Raw genomic sequence first — 15981 nt, 5'->3', positions numbered from 1 at the left:
TCGCAGCCTCGGCTGCGATTGTCGTATCCGCCCGGAGGAATTCGATGGACCGCTTTCAGGAAATGCAGATCTTCGTTGTTGTCGCCCAGGAGCAAGGCTTTTCGGCGGCTTCGCGGCGTCTGGGTCTGTCGGCGGCGAGTGTCACCCGGGCGGTGGCGGCGCTGGAGCAGCATATCGGTACGCAGTTGCTGGTGCGTACCACGCGCACTGTGCATCTGACTGAAGCCGGGCAACGTTACTGCGATGACTGCCGGCGGATTCTTGCCGAAGTGCAGGAGGCCGAGGATTCTGCGGCAGGCAGCCATGCCTTGCCGCGCGGGCAGTTGACGATTACTGCGCCGGTGCTGTTTGGCGATCTGTTCGTGACGCCAGTGATGGCCGATTACCTTTGTCGTTATCCGGATGTGTCGATCAACGCGCTGTTGCTGGACCGGGTCGTCAACATGGTCGAGGAGGGCATTGATGTCGCGGTACGCATCGGTGAGCTGCCGGACAGCAATCAGCATGCGATTCGCGTCGGGGAAGTGCGGCGGGTAATCTGTGCTTCGCCGGGGTTTCTGGCTGAACATGGCCGCCCGGAGCATCCGCAGGCCTTGGCCGGATTGCCGGTGGTGGCGACATCGGCGATCGGTCAGCAACGCAACTGGCCGTTTCTCGACGGCGGTGAAGCACTCAGTGTGCGCACCGAACCGCGCCTGACCGTCACGGCCAATCAGTCGGCGATCACTGCCGCGCGCAAAGGCCTGGGCCTGACGCGAGTGCTGTCGTATCAAGTGGCGGACAAAGTCGCGGCGGGGGAGCTGGAAATCGTCCTCGCCGAGTTTGAATTGCCACCGTTGCCGATCCATGTGGTGTATCAGGGCGGGCGCAAGGCACCGGCGCGGATCCGCAGTTTTGTCGACTTCGCCGTGAAGGCGCTGCGTGAGCATCCAGCCTTGAGTGCTGCGGCGTTATTGCACGAGATGAAATAATCGATTGCAGTGGCTGGTTATTCTGTTGTTCCGGCAACCCATAGATGATGACTCCATCGACGCGCTCATCCCCGTAGCGACGTCACTTTCCAGCGGAGTCGACCATGCAAGCGATCAAACTCTACAACTTTCCCCGTTCCGGTCACGCCCACCGCGTCGAGTTGATGCTGTCGCTGCTGCAACTGCCGACCGAGCTGATCTTCGTCGATCTGGCCAAAGGTGAGCACAAGCAGCCGCAGTACCTGGCGATCAACAGCTTTGGCCAAGTGCCGGCGATTGATGACAACGGCGTGGTGCTGGCCGATTCCAACGCGATTCTGGTTTATCTGGCGCAGAAATATGGCAACGGACGCTGGCTGCCGGCCGATCCGGTGGGCGCAGCGCATGTGCAGCGCTGGTTGTCGGCAGCGGCGGGACCGATTGCCTTTGGCCCGGCGGCGGCACGCCTGATCACGGTGTTTGGTGCGCAACTGAATGCCGAGGAAGTCATTGGCCGTGCGCACAATCTGCTCAAGGTCATGGAGCTGGAGTTGGGCAAAACAGCGTATCTGGCGGGCGGAGAGCCGACCATCGCTGACGTGTCTGCCTACAGCTACGTTGCTCACGCGCCGGAGGGCAATGTCTCGCTGGATGACTACGCCAACGTTCGCGCCTGGCTGGCACGGATCGAAGCGTTGCCGGGTTTTGTCGCAATGCCGCGCACGGTGGCCGGGTTGCAGAAAACCGCGTGACCTCCACTCAAGCGTAGGACAGAGCCTTTTCAGCCAGCAGTTCCTGATACAGCTCTGTCCACTTGCGACCCATCTCATCGGCGGTGAACAGCTGCCGATAGCGCGCTTCCGCTTTGACCCCCATCTCGGCAGCACGCTCAGGGTTGTCCCATAGCGTACGCATGGCTTCCCGAAAGGCCTGTGGATTGCTCGGCGGCACCACCAGTCCGGTTTCGTTGTGGATATTGATGAAACTGGTGCCGGTGCCGATTTCGCTGGAGATCATCGGTTTGCCGTACATCGCGCCTTCGAGCAACGAAATCCCGAAAGCCTCGGAGCGCAGGTGCGAAGGAAAGACAATCGCGTAGCTCAATTGCAGCAACGCCACTTTGTCCTCGTCGCTCAGACGGCCGAGGAAGTGAATATTGCGCAGGCCCAGCGTGGCGGCCTGTGCGTGCAGTTCCTGCTCCAGCGGACCGGCACCGACAATCACCACGGGATAATCAATGTCTTTGAGCGCGTCGAGCAGGATGTGCAGGCCCTTGTAATAACGCATCACCCCGACGAACAGAAAAAACTTATCCCCAAGCTGTTGGCGCCAGCGGTTCATGCGTTCGGTATCGGGCTGTGGATAACCTGCTTTATTCAGGCCGTAGGGGATAACGCGGGTCTTGTCCTGAAACTGCTGCAGCACATCGCTGGTGTGCAGATAGTTCGGCGATGCAGCAACAATGCGGTCGGCGCTGGCGAGGAAGCGATTCATCAGTGGCCGATAGAGCTTGAGCAGATGCTTTTGGCGAATGATGTCCGAGTGATAAGTAACTACGCTCGGCTTGTTCACGGCGCTGGCGAAATGCACCAGGTCCATGAATGGCCAGGGGAAGTGATAGTTGATCACGTCGGCTTCGGCGGCCAGCTCACGGAACTGCTTGAACACACTCCAGGAAAACCCGGTCGAGGCGAACTGGATATCCAGCTTCGCCCGATGTATTTCGTGCTGACCCAGTTGCACCACGGGCGGTGTCGGGTCTGTGCTCAAGGTCAGCACTTGCGCGTCGATGCCGTGTTGGGCACCGCTCTCGCACAGCTGGAAGATGACTTGTTCGATGCCGCCGACCGAATCGGGCAGGTACGTCTTGAAGAAATGAAGAACGCGCATTCAACCTCCCATGGCCTGGCGGTAGGCACCAGCCGTAGCCTGTGCACAACGTTGCCAGGAAAAAAGTGCCGCCTGCTGCAATCCCGCTTCGCGGCAGGCCTGCCAATGCAGCGAGTCGTCGATCAACCGGCCCATTGCATCACGCAGACCCTCGGCATCGTCCGCTTCAATATAGTTGCCAGCCGCGCCAGCCACTTCCGGCATCGCCGAAGAACGGGTGGTCACCACCGGCGTGCCACTGGCCATGGCTTCCAGCACCGGCAAGCCAAAGCCCTCATACAACGACGGAAATATCAGCGCCCGGGCGCCGGCCAGCAGTTGCGCCAATTGCTCATCGGGCAGATAGCCGAGCAGGCACACGTGGCCGCTGGCCAGTGCCTGGCGCAGTGGCTCGTTGAACTGTTCGCGCTGCCATCCGGCCATGCCTGCAATCAACAAGGGAAAGCGCTGGCGCACGGCGTCTGGCAGCAGGGCGTGGGCCTGCAACGCCAGGCTCAGGTTCTTGCGCGGCTCCAGAGTCCCGACACAGAGGAAATATTCCCGTGCCTGGACGGCGTGAGCCTTGAGCACACTGTCGATTTCCTCAAGTGGCCGGGGACGGAAGCGCTCGGACACACCCAACGGCGCCACAACGAGTTGCTGTGCAGGGAGATTGAAGTAGGCCTGCGCCTCGTCAGCGATCGCCTGCGAATCGGTCAGAATGACCCGCGCCTGCTCCACGCCGGCGGCCAGACGACGTTCGATTTCCCTCAAACGTGCTGGTGGCTGGGTTTCTGGAAAATGCAGGTGCGTCAGGTCATGCAGGGTGATCACGGTCGGACCGTCGAAGGCCAGCGGCCACAGGCTTGGCTCGTGATAAAGATCAATCTTTTGTGCACGCACCTGATCGAAACGTTTCTGCTCCAGCCAGCGGCGTGCCTGATAGGCCCCGGGAATTTTTCGCAGCAATGGCGTCATGCGCGAGTAGCCGGGCATGGCCGCGTCCGGCAGGGCCGAACTCCAGCCCCAGCCATGAAACAGGCTTACGTCCACATCAGGTTCGCTGCGCAAGGCGTTGACCAGTTCGGCGACGTAGTGGCCAATGCCGGTGCGCGGCGCTTGCAGGATGCGGGCGTTAAGAGCAATGCGCATGCGGCCTCGCTTGCACGCGCAGGGCCTGCTGAACATGGGCAAGGCTGCGTGTCGCCAATTGCTCGCTGGCCTCGCGCCAGCCGATCCAGCGCCAGTCAGCGACGTCGCGGGCGGCGGGAAACTGTCCGCTGCGCTGATAGGTTTCGATCAGATCGGCAAGGCTTTGTGGGTCCTGCAGATCGAAATAAGCCATGAACTCGCCACCGATTTCGCGGAATACCGCGATGTCACTGCCCATTGCCGGCAACCCGCGTTGCATCGCTTCCACCAGCGGCAGGCCGAAGCCTTCGACGAACGAGGGGAAGACCAGCGCACTGGCCTGCGCATATGCGTATTCAAGGCTGGTGTCGCTCAGGTCATTGAACATGAACAGGCGCCGATTCAGTTCCGGATGATTGCGGATTCGCTCAAGCAGCGCCTCGCATTTCCAGCCGATACGCCCGGCGATGCACAAGCGTGCGGTCGAACCGGCAGCCCAGGCGCGTTCGAAGGCGTCGAGCAGGTACCCATGGTTCTTGCGCGGCTCGATGGTGCTGACCATCAGAAAAACCGCTTCGGTCGCAGTGAACAGGTCACTCAGGCGCGGTTCGACCGTGGCTTCGCTGTGCTGCAGATCGAGCTCGGACCCCAGATAAAAGTAATCGAACCAGCGCTTTTCAGTCTGCTCGGCACCGACTCTGCGTTGCAATTCACCACGCACCTGATCACGCACTGTGGCGGAAATCGCCATGTAGCCATCGGCCGTGCGGGTGATCCAGTCGAACCACTCATTGAAAACTTCGACCAGCCGCGTGTCGTAAAACTGCGGATGCGTCAGCGGAATAAGGTCGTAGATCACCGCGATCATGCCGACGCCGTCGCGTTTGAGCTGCTCGACATGGGCGAAAAAGTCCGAGTGCCAGGATGAATCCAGCAGCACCAGTTGATCGCCCGGGTGGTGTTGAAGCGGCGAGCAACGTTTAAGCAGCTGCCTGCGATTGATCCGTCTGACGAGCCGAATCGGCAGGCCGAGCACGGCAAACTGGGTCAACCGATAGCTGGCGTAAAGGAGCCGCCGCGCCAGTTTCGAAGTGCATAGCGCATCGCGGCGCTGATGCCACTGCCAGAAACGATGGGCGAGGCGCTCCAGGCGTTCACCGAAGGTTTCGAGGCTGTTCCAGAACGGTGTATCGAGTGGCGCCAGTTGCAGCACGCGGTAGAGCTGGCGATTGATCACCACCACCGGCATGCACTCAACGCCGTCAGCGCTGGCGGGCAGCTGCTTGATGACGTTGCGCACCACGCGCTGGATCCCCGAATTGATCTTGGGGTGTTTGAATACGTGAGTGCATTCAACCAAGAGGCGGGTCATGGCGCACGCTCGACAGGCCGGGCCTCGGTGTCGCGGCTGATGGTGGTTTTAGCGTCCAGCCAGGTACAGCCGACGAAGTCTTCCCGACGGCTGTTGATCACCTGGAACACCATCCCGTAGTCACGCCACTCGAAATTGCGATCCAGATGTGAGTCCAGACGCGACAGGCTCAGCGACACCGAATAGTTGCCTTTGCCCAGGCCCATGATGAAGGCGAAGCGATAGGTGAAGCGTTCACCGGCGCGCAGATCGGTCAATGCCTTGTTCAGCCGGTGGGTGTTGATGCCGTACATCATCTGGCCGAGGCGATCCTTGAGAATGAAGCCCAGCACCAGCCGTTCGATGTCCTTGCGCACTTCGACCTGCACTTCGAGCACCACCGGTTGGCCGACTTCGACAGCCTCAATGCTGCGCTGGTTTTCATCGAGCAGGCGTACGCTCAGAATCGCCGCCTCGCCGGTGCCGGAGACCGTTTGCACCTCGCCGCCGGCGAGCGTTTCCTGGCGTACTACCTGACCCTCACGTTCGGCCAACAGCGCATTGTAATAATCGAGAACCGGCTCCGGTTTGCCGCGCATGGCCACGCGCCCATCCTTGAGCAGGATCGCCGAGTCGCAAATCGACTGAATCGCGAAGCGATCATGGGACACGATCAATAACGTCGTGCCGGATTTGCGAAAGCTGCGGATGCGTTCGAAGCTCTTGTGCTGGAAATAGGCGTCACCCACCGACAGCGCTTCGTCGACGATCAGGATGTCCGGGCGCCGGGCGGTGGCGACACTGAACGCCAGGCGCATCTGCATGCCGCTGGAGTAAGTGCGGACCGGGTGATCGATGGCTTCGCCGATTTCGGCAAAACGCTCGATATCGGGCATCAGGGCCTGGATTTCTTCAAGCTGCATGCCCAACAACTGACCGGCCATGATTGCGTTCTGCCGACCGGTAAAGTCTGGGTGGAAACCCATGCCCAGCTCCAGCAGCGCTGCGACGCGCCCTTGCAATTCAATCTTGCCTTGGGTGGGTTGAGTGGTGCCGGTGATCATTTTCAGCAAGGTGCTTTTGCCTGCTCCGTTGGCGCCGACGATACCCACCGCTTCACCCGGAGCAATCTCGAATTCGACATCTTGCAGTACCCAGTGCTGTTGATGCCGAAGCGGCGAAAACGGAATCAGCCACTCGGCCAGCCGTGCCCAGCGGTTTGGGTATTGCTTATAGGCCTTGCCCAGGCCGGTGACGCGAATATGTCCCATCAGAGTTCATCCACCATTTCGCCGACGCGCTGGCGAAACAGCCGCAGACCGATCAGACAGAACACCACGCCAGTAATGAATACCGGCAGCAGCGAACTCCATACCGGCCACTGACCGTAGAGAAACAGGTTCTGATAACTGCTGAACAGCTTGGTCAGCGGGTTGAGTTGCAGCAGGCGCTGCACCCATTCCGGCAGGATCGTGATCGGGTAGACGATCGGTGTCAGCCAGAACCAGAACTGCAGGCAGATGCCGAACAACTGGCCGACATCGCGAAAGAACACGTTCAACACGCCAAGGACCATACCCAGCCCGGCGCAGAACATCATTTGCAGAGCAATCAGCGGAATCAGCGCCAGCAAAGCCATTCCCGGCCAGCGCCCGGTGATCAGCAGAAAACCGAGAAACAGACTGATGATGATGGCGAAATTGATCCCGGCATTGATCAATACAATCACCGGCAGGCAGATCCTCGGGAAGCTGATTTTCTTCAGCAGGTTGGCGTTTTCCAGAAACATGTTCTGACTGCGCAGGGTTATTTCGGAAAACAGTCCCCAGGCCAGCAGACCAGCGCACAGGTAGACGCTGTAGGCCATGCTGTCTTCCACACCCGGTAAACGTGCGCGCATGATCTGGGAAAAGATCACCGTGTAGACAATGATCATCGACAGCGGATTGAAAATCGGCCATAGCGCGCCGAACAGCGAATTGCGATAACGCGCTTGAAACTCGCGCTGCACGCTGCCGAGGATGAATCCACGGTAGCTGTGCAGCGAGCGGTACAGGGAAAGCAGCATTCAGACCGTCCTGCCGTATTGATCTTCGAAGCGAACGATATCGTCCTCGCCCAGATATTCGCCGCTTTGCACTTCAATGATGACCAGATCGATCACCCCGGGGTTCTCCAGGCGATGCTTGTGGCCGGCGGCGATGAACGTTGATTCATTCTTGGCGACCAGGGTCGTGCCGGAACCGTTGTTGGTGACCTTGGCCATGCCTTCGACCACTACCCAGTGTTCGTTGCGATGATGGTGCATCTGCAACGACAACTTGCCACCGGGTTTGACCACGATGCGCTTGATCTTGAAACGCGGGCCTTCCTCCAGAACGGTGTAGGTGCCCCACGGACGGCTGACCGTACGATGCAGGCGATAGGCTTCGTGGGATTTGTCCTTGAGCTGCTTGGCGACGCGCCGCACATCCTGAGCGCGGTCGGCATGGGCCACGAGCACGGCGTCGGCGGTGTCGACGATGATCAGGTTATCCACGCCGACGGTCGCCACCAGCCGGCCTTCGCTCTGCACGAAGTTGTTGTGGCTGTCGATGAAGATCGCTTCGCCGCTGGCGCGGTTGTTATCAGCATCGGCGGGAATCAGCGCGGCGACCGCGTTCCACGAACCGATGTCGCTCCAATCGAAACCGGCGGGCACCACCACGACTTTTTCCGAGCGCTCCATCAATGCGTAATCGATGGAGATGTCAGTGATCTCGGCAAACAGGGTCGACGACAACTCCTGTTGCAGGCAGCCGACCGTTTCGACCGGTGCGCTGACGGCCATGCAGGCGCGGGTCTGTTCCAGCAACTCGGGTGCGTGCAGTTGCAGTTCGGCAATGAGCGTCGCGGTGGTGAAGCAGAACATCCCCGAATTCCACAGGAAGTTGCCGCTCTCCAGGTAATGCGTGGCGGTCTGCAGGTCGGGTTTCTCGACGAAGCGCTGCACCTTGGCCGCGCCTCTGGCGTCCAGCGGCGCACCGGTTTCGATATAGCCGAAGCCGGTTTCCGGCGCGGTAGGGACCACGCCGAAGGTCACCAGATAACCGTCCTTCGCCAGATTCACTGCGTGCTCGACCGCACACTTCAAGGCGTCCTGATTGACGATCAAATGATCCGCCGGCATCACCACCATGATTGCGTCGTCACCATGCAGCGCCTGCAATGACAGCGCTGCCGCTGCGATCGCCGGTGCGGTATTGCGCCCGCTCGGCTCCAGCAGAAAGTGCCCGCGATGGCGCGACACCTGCGCCGCGCAGTAGTGATCCTTGCTCTGGAAGTAATACTCGCGGTTGGTCACCGTGACGATGTCGCCCCAGCCGTCCAGCAACGCCGCCGCTCGCTGGTAGGTCTTGCCCAGCAGCGACTGGCCGTCGGGCAGGGTCATGAACGGCTTGGGGTGGCCCTCACGGGACACCGGCCACAAACGGGTGCCGGCACCGCCGGACAGAATCACCGGAATCAGCATGGCCTACTCCTTGGCGACGCGTTTCATGTCCGCATCCATCATCATGCGGATCAAGGTTTCCAGGTCGGTTTTCGGTTTCCAGCCCAGCACACGCTGGGCCTTGGCCGGGTTGCCGAGCAGCACTTCGACTTCGGCCGGGCGGAAGAACGCCGGGTCGATCTTCACGTAATCGCGGTAGTTCAGGCCGACGTGATCGAAGGCAATGCGGCACATCTCGCGCACGGTGGTGGTGACGCCCGTGGCGACCACAAAATCGTCGGGTTTGTCCTGTTGCAGCATCAACCACATGGCTTCGACGTAATCGCCGGCAAAACCCCAATCGCGCTTGGCGTCAATGTTGCCAAGCGCCAACTCGTGCTGTTTGCCCTGCTTGATGCGCGCGGCGGCGTCGGTGACTTTGCGTGTGACGAACTCAATACCGCGCAACGGTGATTCATGGTTGAAGAGGATGCCGCTGCTGGCGTGCAGGTTGAAGCTTTCGCGGTAGTTGACGGTGATCCAGTGGCCGTAGAGCTTGGCCACCCCGTAAGGGCTGCGTGGATAGAACGGGGTGTTTTCGTCCTGCTGCTCTGCCTGGATCAGGCCGAACATTTCGCTGGTCGAGGCCTGATAGAAGCGCGTGTGCGGGCTGAACTGGCGAATCGCTTCGAGCAGGTGCGTCACGCCCAGCCCATCGACGATGCCGGTGGTCACCGGTTGATCCCAGGAGGCGGCGACAAAACTCTGTGCGGCGAGGTTGTAGACTTCGTCCGGTGCCGATTTGATTACCGCACGCTGCACCGAGCAGGCATCGGCCATGTCGCCGTCGAGGTAGACAATGTCGGCTTCGACACCCATCTCGCGCAGGCGCCAGCGTGAATCGCTGCTGCGTCGAGCAACGAGGCCGTGAACCTTGTAACCCTTGTCCAGCAGCAGTTTGGCCAGATAGGCGCCATCCTGGCCCGTGATCCCGGTAATCAGTGCACTTTTTGTCATTCTTGTCGTACTCGCATCTCCCAGTCGGACAGGATCGCCCGCAGGGATTGTTGTGTGGTGGTGGCTGGCGCCCATCCTGTGGCGTTGGCCAGTTTTGCGTGGCTGCCGCAGACGCGGCGCTGGTCGGCGCGACGCATGCGCGCCGGATCCGGCACCAGTTCAACGTCGACTTCGGCCAGATCGGCCAATTGCTCGATCAGGCTGCGAATGCTTTGCTCGCGGCCCGAGCAGATGTTGTAGACCTGCCCCGGTGTGCCGTTTTCCAGCAATGCGAAGTACGCGCGAATCACATCGCCGACATCGAGGAAATCGCGGGTCACGTCGATATCGCCGACTTGCAGTTGCGGTGCTTGCAGGCTCTGTTTGATGCGGCAGATCTGCCGGGCGGCACTGGCGATCACGAAGCTGTCCTTCTGCGCGGTGCCGATGTGGTTGAACGGACGCGCCACCAGCACCGGCCAGCCTTCACTCAGGCCCCATTGCAAGCTGAGGAACTCCGCTGAAAGTTTGCTCACCGCGTAAGGATTGCGCGGCAGCGGCGGTTGTTGCTCGGTGATCGGCAGGTGCTGCTCGCCGACTTGCCCGTAAACGTCGCCGGAGCTGACGTACAGGAAAGTGCCGGCAAAGCCGCGAGCCTTGAGCGCCTGCAACAGGTTGAGGGTGCCGAAAAGATTGATATCGAGGGTGCGGGCCGGGTCACGAAAGGCTTCCGGCACGAAGGTCTGTCCGGCCAGATGAATGACTGCATCCGGCATCTCGGGCCAAAGGTCGATGAGGCTGTCGGCGTTCGTAAGGTCGTAGGCCGATGCGGCAGGCAGCAGCGCCCACGACGATCCCGGCGAAGCCAGACGAGACTGAATGTGTTGTCCCACGAAGCCGCTGAGGCCCGTGACGAACAGACGTTTTTTCAAACAGCGACCCCTTGGTCATGACTTGCGCCGCTTTCCCGGATGCTTTTGGGATAAGTCTGAAATACAGCGGGGAATATCCGCGCAAACAGCAGGCGAAGCCGTTGTTGTAGTTGTTTGGTTGCCAATCTGTGCCAATTGCTCGGCAATTTCAACCGGGCAAACCGTGACTGGTCAGTTCTCGTCAGCATAGTCCGATTTATTCTCGCCCGGCGGTTCCCGGACTCGCGATGGATGTGTTTAGAATGGCCTTCGTCGCGAGTTGGCCGATTGTTTTCCGGACGCCGCGACGCGGGGTGAAACTGACCACTAAAACAAGAACAGAGACGTGCCCGATGATGACGGACGAGTGCCGGCCCTGCCGACCCGATCCGACGCGCGGCCGTCATAGCATGAAGTCGCCGGGATGGCGCTTCATCGTGGGATGCCATGAATTTCATTCTCTACTCGGACGTCAACGACAGCTCCATCAGTGCCAGTCTGGGGCGTCCGGAATACAGCTATTACTTTGTCCTCAAAGCCTATCGCCCGGTGCTGGAAAGCCTGGGGCGCGTGCACGTGGCCGGATCTGTCGCCGACGTCGATGTGATTTACCGGCAATTGCTCGCCGCAGGTGAAGACACTGTGTTCCTGTCCTTCACCCCACCGCAGAAGACCCCGGTTGATCTGGAATGCCCGACGATTTGCGTGGTGGCCTGGGAGTTCGATTCGATCCCCGATGAACAGTGGGACGACGATCCGCGTCAGGACTGGACACGCATGCTCGCACGCCACGGCCGGGTCATCACTCTGTCGAGCCACACGGCAACGGCCATCCGCCGCGCCATGGGCGAAGCGTTCCCGGTGCTGGTTTTGCCGACGCCGTTGTGGGACAGCTTCGCAACGATTCGTCAGCAACACCAACCCATGCCGGTCAATCCCGGGACTGCACTGGCGATCAAGGGCTGTATTTTCGATTCGCGCACCCTCGGCCTGTCAGCCGATGCGCTGATCCCAACGCCAATCAGCCCTGAAGAGCAGGCTGCACTGGCCGCAGCAATTGAAGCCGCGCGCCCGCCACCGTTGACGTTCAAACGCCGACTGGTCATTGCTCGACATTATCTGCGCCTGTGGGCACTGGACTTGGGACGCGAACAGACGGAACCGGTGCCGCGGGTGAAATTTCTGCACAACTGGTACTGGGAGGGCATTCGCGATCTGCTGCCGGACGCGTTGAATGGCTGGCTGCAACAGCGTTGGCCTGAGGTGTGCGGCGCTGCGCCGGTGCCCGTGATCGAACCGGCGCCACTCGATCTGCCGGACACCTCATCGGTGGTCGAAACCACAGTCGAGGGTGTGGTGTACGTCTCGGTATTCAATCCCAAGGATGGCCGCAAGAACTGGCATCGACTGATCAGCGCATTCTGCTGGGCGTTCCGCGAAACGCCCGACGCGACGCTGGTGCTCAAGATTACCCAGAATGATCTGGCGTCCTATTACAGCGAGTTGATGACCCTGCTGGCGCAACTCACGCCGTTCGCCTGTAGGGTCGTGGTGATGCACGGTTACCTCGACGACGCGCAGTACGCCAGGCTCTATCAGGCGGCCAGTTTCTACGTCAACGCGTCACGCTGCGAAGGGCTGTGCCTGCCCTTGATGGAGTTCATGTCCAGCGGTAAACCGGTGATCGCCCCCGATCACACGGCGATGGAAGATTACATCGATGACTCGGTGGCGTTCGTGGTCAGGTCCAGTGAAGAGCTGACGATCTGGCCGCAGGACACGCGGATCATCTACCGCACGCTGCGGCACCGCCCCGACTGGGGCTCGCTGAAAAACGCCTACGAAAACAGCTATCGAATGGCCAAGGCCCAGCCGCAGGAGTATCAGCGGATGTCTGCCGCCGCCGTCGCGCGCATGCAGCAATACTGCGCCTTCGCGCCGGTGCGCAAACGGCTCGCGGAGTTCTTTGCGCTGACAGCAGGCCCCAACGACGCTGCGCCTGTGACGGATAACGCCTCATGCTGATCATCATTCATTCGGAAACCAACCGGCACACCATTGCGCAGAACCTCGGGCGTTCGGAGTACAGCTATTACTTCGTGCTCAAGGAGTATCGCCCGGTGCTCGAACGCATCGGTCGGGTCGTGGAAGTGGCCGATCCGCAGACGGAAGTCGATGCTCTGTATCTGGAGTGTCTGAGCCGTGGCGAGCCCTGCGTGTTTCTGTCGTTCTCGCCGCCGCATCGCACTCCCGTTCAGCTGGCCTGTCCGACGCTGCCGGTGTTTGCGTGGGAGTTCAGCACGATCCCCAATGAAGCCTTCGCGGGCGAGCCGCGCAATGACTGGCGTAGCGTCTTGCATGCCTGTGGCGCAGCGATCACCCACTCCAGCTACACGGTCAATGCCGTGCACGAGGCGATGGGTGCCGAGTACCCGATCGTCGCGGTGCCGGCGCCGGTCTGGGACCGCTTTGCTGCCCGTGGCGCGAAAATGCCCGAGCAAGCCCTGGCCACCGCCTACAGCCTGACGATCAAAGGGCTGGTCGCGGACAGCCGCACCCTCAATCTGAATGCATTCGGGCCGGCGCACCTGCGCAGCGGCGACGGCATCGACTTCGCCGCGCCGGCCTCCGAGCAGACGCTGGTGCTTGACGGCGTGGTTTATACCTCGGTGTTCAATCCCGGTGACGGGCGCAAGAACTGGGAAGACATGCTCAGCGCTTTTTGCGTTAGTTTTCGCGATGTCGAAGACGCGACGCTGGTGCTCAAGCTCACTCACCACGACGCCGAAGAAGCGCTCAGCGATATCCTCCACCATTTGTACAAAAACCAGTCTTACCGCTGCCGCATCGTTCTGATCTACGGTTACCTTGCCGATCCGGACTACGAGCAACTGGTGCAGGCCACGCGGTATGTGGTCAACACCTCGTACGGTGAAGGCCAGTGCCTGCCGCTGATGGAATTCATGTCCTGCGGCAAGCCGGCGGTGGCGCCGCGTACCACGGCGATGATCGATTACCTGAGCACGGAAAATGCCTTTCTCATCGAGTCCACCGACGAGCTGACAGCCTGGCCCCACGACCCGCGCAAAGCCTTCCGAACCCTGCGTTATGTGACCAACTGGAGCTCATTGTGCGAGGCCTATCGGGCCAGTTACGACGTCGCGAAAAACCAGCCGCAGCGCTATGCCGAGATGTCGGCGCAGGCAGTCGTAAGTTTGCAGGCGTTCTGCAGCCAGACTGTGGCTGAACAGCGTTTGCGAGGGTTTCTGACGCAGTTGTTCGAGCATCGTGCGCCTGCCTTGGAAGCCCCCCAAGCATGAACGCCAAGCGCATCATGGACGTTGAAGTCCTGCGTGCGGTCGCGGTGCTCGCGGTGTTGTTCCACCATTTGCCGGACAATCTGTTCACTGACCCGGTGCCGTCGCTGGCCCGGATCCACGAATGGGCGCAGACGTGGTGGGGCGTCGACCTGTTTTTTGCGATCTCCGGTTTTGTCATCGCCCGCAGCTTGATCCCGGTGCTGCAAGGCTGCACGACGGGCCAGGAGCGCTGGCAACAGGTGCGCCATTTCTGGCTGCGCCGGGCTTTTCGCCTGTTGCCTTCGGCCTGGTTATGGCTGGCGGTGATCCTGCTGGCCTGTATGTTTTTCAACCGGTCCGGTGCGTTCGGTACGCTGTCCGCCAATCTTCAGGCGACCCTCGCCGGGGTACTGCAATACGCCAATTTCCGCTTCGCCGACAGCTTTTTCCAATACGAATACGGCAGCAGTTTCGTCTACTGGAGCCTGGCGCTGGAGGAGCAGTTCTACCTGCTCTTTCCGTTGCTGATCCTGTTGTTTCGCCGACACCTGGTCTGGGCATTGCTGGCGCTGGTGGCGGTGCAGATTCTGACTGTGCGCACGCCTTTGCTGATGGTAGTACGCACCGATGCGCTGGCCCTTGGCGTGCTGTTGGCGATGTGGAGTGCGCAGCCGGGTTTTCAGCGCTGGCAGCCCTCGTTCTTGCGCCGACCATGGCTTGGCATTTCAGCGTTGATGGTCATTGGAGCGCTGTTGAGCTTCATGGCCACCGACCGTTTTACCCTGGCCAGTTTCCGCATCGGTTCGATCGCCGTGCTCAGTGCGCTGCTGGTCTGGATCGCCTCGTACAACCGTGACTACCTGATGCCTGCCGGACGCATTCAGCGCTGCCTGGCCTGGATCGGCAGCCGCTCCTACGGTATCTATCTCATTCACATTCCGGCGTATCTATTGGTGCGTGAACTGATCTTTCGCTTGCAGAGCAGTGGCCTGCCGAGCCCCGCCGGACATCCCATCATTACGATGCTGATTGCCTTTGGCCTGATCGCGCTCCTCAGCGAACTCAACTACCGCGTGGTCGAAATGCCGATGCGCAATCGCGGTGCTGCACTGGTCAAGCGCCTCGGTTCCTCCCGAATTGCTGTTACCTCACCCGGAGCCACCTCATGCTGAGCTTTTTGAAGAAACTCTCGGCGACAACGCCTGCGCAAACTGCGGCAGAACCGGTCGCTGCGGTTGCCGACAAGGTTGATCCGTACTCGCTCGGCCTTTACGACGCGAAACTCAGCGGCTGGTTCAACCAGGAAACTCACGAGCTGTACACGGGGTTCGCCGTGAGCGCCGACGACACGCTGCTTGATGTCGGCTGCGGTGATGGCGGCAACGTGCACTTCTGCGGTATGCGCGGGGCGAAGATCATTCTTGCCGATATCGATACCGCCAAGGTCGAGGCCACGCGCCGGCGTCTGAGCGACACCCCGGCCCGGGACATCGAATGCCACGTTACCGACTGCAACCCGCTACCGATTGCCGAGGCAACGGCGACGCGCGTGGTCTGCACCGAAGTTATCGAACACGTTGACGATCCTGCGCAGTTTCTTGCCGAACTGGTACGGGTTGGCAAACCGGGTGCGTTGTATCTGCTGAGCGTGCCGCATCCCAGCTCCGAGGACCTGCAAAAGGACATCGCCGCGCCGGAGTATTTCCAGAAACCCAATCACATACGCATTATCAGCGAAGACCAGTTCAAGGCCATGGTCAGCGACGCCGGGCTGGAGATCATCAGCCACAGTAAATATGGCTTCTACTGGTCGATGTGGATGATGTTGTTCTGGGAAGCCAAGGTCGATCTCAGCAACCCCGATCACCCGATGCTCGAGCACTGGGCCAATACCTGGCAAGCGGTGCTGGATTCCCCGCGCGGCGCGCAGATCAAGCAGGCGCTGGATGCGGTGGTGGCCAAGAGTCAGGTGATTATCGCGCGCAAGCCTGCGGCATCCCTGTAG

General features: G+C 60.6%; 14 protein-coding genes. 6 read left to right on the top strand and 8 right to left on the bottom strand.

Annotation, left to right across the window (positions count from 1 at the left end; all coding sequences use genetic code 11):
- The first annotated feature begins 44 nt into the window (after positions 1-44).
- Both PSH90_RS26930 and PSH90_RS26925 read left to right on the top strand, forming a co-directional pair.
- On the top strand, positions 45-971 hold the full coding sequence (locus PSH90_RS26930) for a LysR family transcriptional regulator (RefSeq protein WP_056791087.1): 927 nt from the start codon (positions 45-47) through the stop codon (positions 969-971).
- Positions 972-1075: 104 nt separating this feature from the next.
- Positions 1076-1702 (top strand): glutathione S-transferase family protein, encoded by a 627-nt coding sequence (locus PSH90_RS26925; protein ID WP_056791084.1) that lies wholly within the window; start codon positions 1076-1078, stop codon positions 1700-1702.
- Between the two features lie 7 nt (positions 1703-1709).
- On the opposite strand, the gene PSH90_RS26920 is transcribed toward PSH90_RS26925, so the two are convergent.
- The 8 genes from PSH90_RS26920 to PSH90_RS26885 are packed head-to-tail and all read right to left on the bottom strand — an operon-like array spanning position 1710 to position 10698.
- Positions 1710-2840 (bottom strand): glycosyltransferase family 4 protein, encoded by a 1131-nt coding sequence (locus tag PSH90_RS26920; protein WP_305381858.1) that lies wholly within the window; start codon positions 2838-2840, stop codon positions 1710-1712.
- Positions 2841-3971: a glycosyltransferase family 1 protein gene (locus PSH90_RS26915; protein ID WP_305381856.1), complete on the bottom strand. Its 1131-nt coding sequence runs from the start codon at positions 3969-3971 to the stop codon at positions 2841-2843.
- A complete protein-coding gene (locus PSH90_RS26910) occupies positions 3955-5322 on the bottom strand; it encodes a glycosyltransferase family 1 protein (protein ID WP_305381855.1) in 1368 nt (455 codons plus the stop codon). The genes PSH90_RS26915 and PSH90_RS26910 overlap by 17 nt, the downstream gene beginning before the upstream one ends.
- Positions 5319-6572 (bottom strand): ABC transporter ATP-binding protein, encoded by a 1254-nt coding sequence (locus PSH90_RS26905; protein ID WP_305381854.1) that lies wholly within the window; start codon positions 6570-6572, stop codon positions 5319-5321. The genes PSH90_RS26910 and PSH90_RS26905 overlap by 4 nt, the downstream gene beginning before the upstream one ends.
- Positions 6572-7369: an ABC transporter permease gene (locus PSH90_RS26900; RefSeq protein ID WP_305381853.1), complete on the bottom strand. Its 798-nt coding sequence runs from the start codon at positions 7367-7369 to the stop codon at positions 6572-6574. The genes PSH90_RS26905 and PSH90_RS26900 overlap by 1 nt, the downstream gene beginning before the upstream one ends.
- Entirely contained in the window at positions 7370-8812 is a 1443-nt protein-coding gene (locus PSH90_RS26895) for a mannose-1-phosphate guanylyltransferase/mannose-6-phosphate isomerase (RefSeq protein WP_056791065.1), read from the bottom strand.
- Between the two features lie 3 nt (positions 8813-8815).
- Positions 8816-9787: a GDP-mannose 4,6-dehydratase gene (gmd, locus tag PSH90_RS26890; protein WP_305381852.1), complete on the bottom strand. Its 972-nt coding sequence runs from the start codon at positions 9785-9787 to the stop codon at positions 8816-8818.
- On the bottom strand, positions 9784-10698 hold the full coding sequence (locus PSH90_RS26885) for a GDP-mannose 4,6-dehydratase (protein ID WP_258707373.1): 915 nt from the start codon (positions 10696-10698) through the stop codon (positions 9784-9786). Before PSH90_RS26885 ends, gmd begins: the two co-directional genes overlap by 4 nt.
- A 426-nt stretch (positions 10699-11124) precedes the next feature.
- Here PSH90_RS26885 and PSH90_RS26880 point away from each other — a divergent pair, with 426 nt between their 5' ends.
- From PSH90_RS26880 to PSH90_RS26865, 4 genes are read left to right on the top strand one after another with little or no spacing between them, the layout of a single operon-like run.
- Positions 11125-12702, top strand: coding sequence for a glycosyltransferase (locus PSH90_RS26880; RefSeq protein ID WP_305381851.1), 1578 nt, complete (start codon positions 11125-11127; stop codon positions 12700-12702).
- Positions 12696-13997, top strand: coding sequence for a glycosyltransferase (locus PSH90_RS26875; protein WP_305381850.1), 1302 nt, complete (start codon positions 12696-12698; stop codon positions 13995-13997). Before PSH90_RS26880 ends, PSH90_RS26875 begins: the two co-directional genes overlap by 7 nt.
- Complete coding sequence (locus PSH90_RS26870) at positions 13994-15148, top strand: acyltransferase (RefSeq protein WP_305381848.1); 1155 nt, start codon at positions 13994-13996, stop codon at positions 15146-15148. Before PSH90_RS26875 ends, PSH90_RS26870 begins: the two co-directional genes overlap by 4 nt.
- Positions 15142-15981, top strand: a complete 840-nt coding sequence (locus PSH90_RS26865; RefSeq protein WP_305381846.1) for a bifunctional 2-polyprenyl-6-hydroxyphenol methylase/3-demethylubiquinol 3-O-methyltransferase UbiG — start codon at positions 15142-15144, stop codon at positions 15979-15981. Before PSH90_RS26870 ends, PSH90_RS26865 begins: the two co-directional genes overlap by 7 nt.

The sequence above is a fragment of the Pseudomonas sp. FP1762 genome (assembly GCF_030687105.1).
In the GTDB taxonomy this organism is placed as follows: Bacteria; Pseudomonadota; Gammaproteobacteria; order Pseudomonadales; family Pseudomonadaceae; genus Aquipseudomonas; species Aquipseudomonas siliginis.
This window is presented reverse-complemented; position numbering and strand designations above follow the sequence as displayed.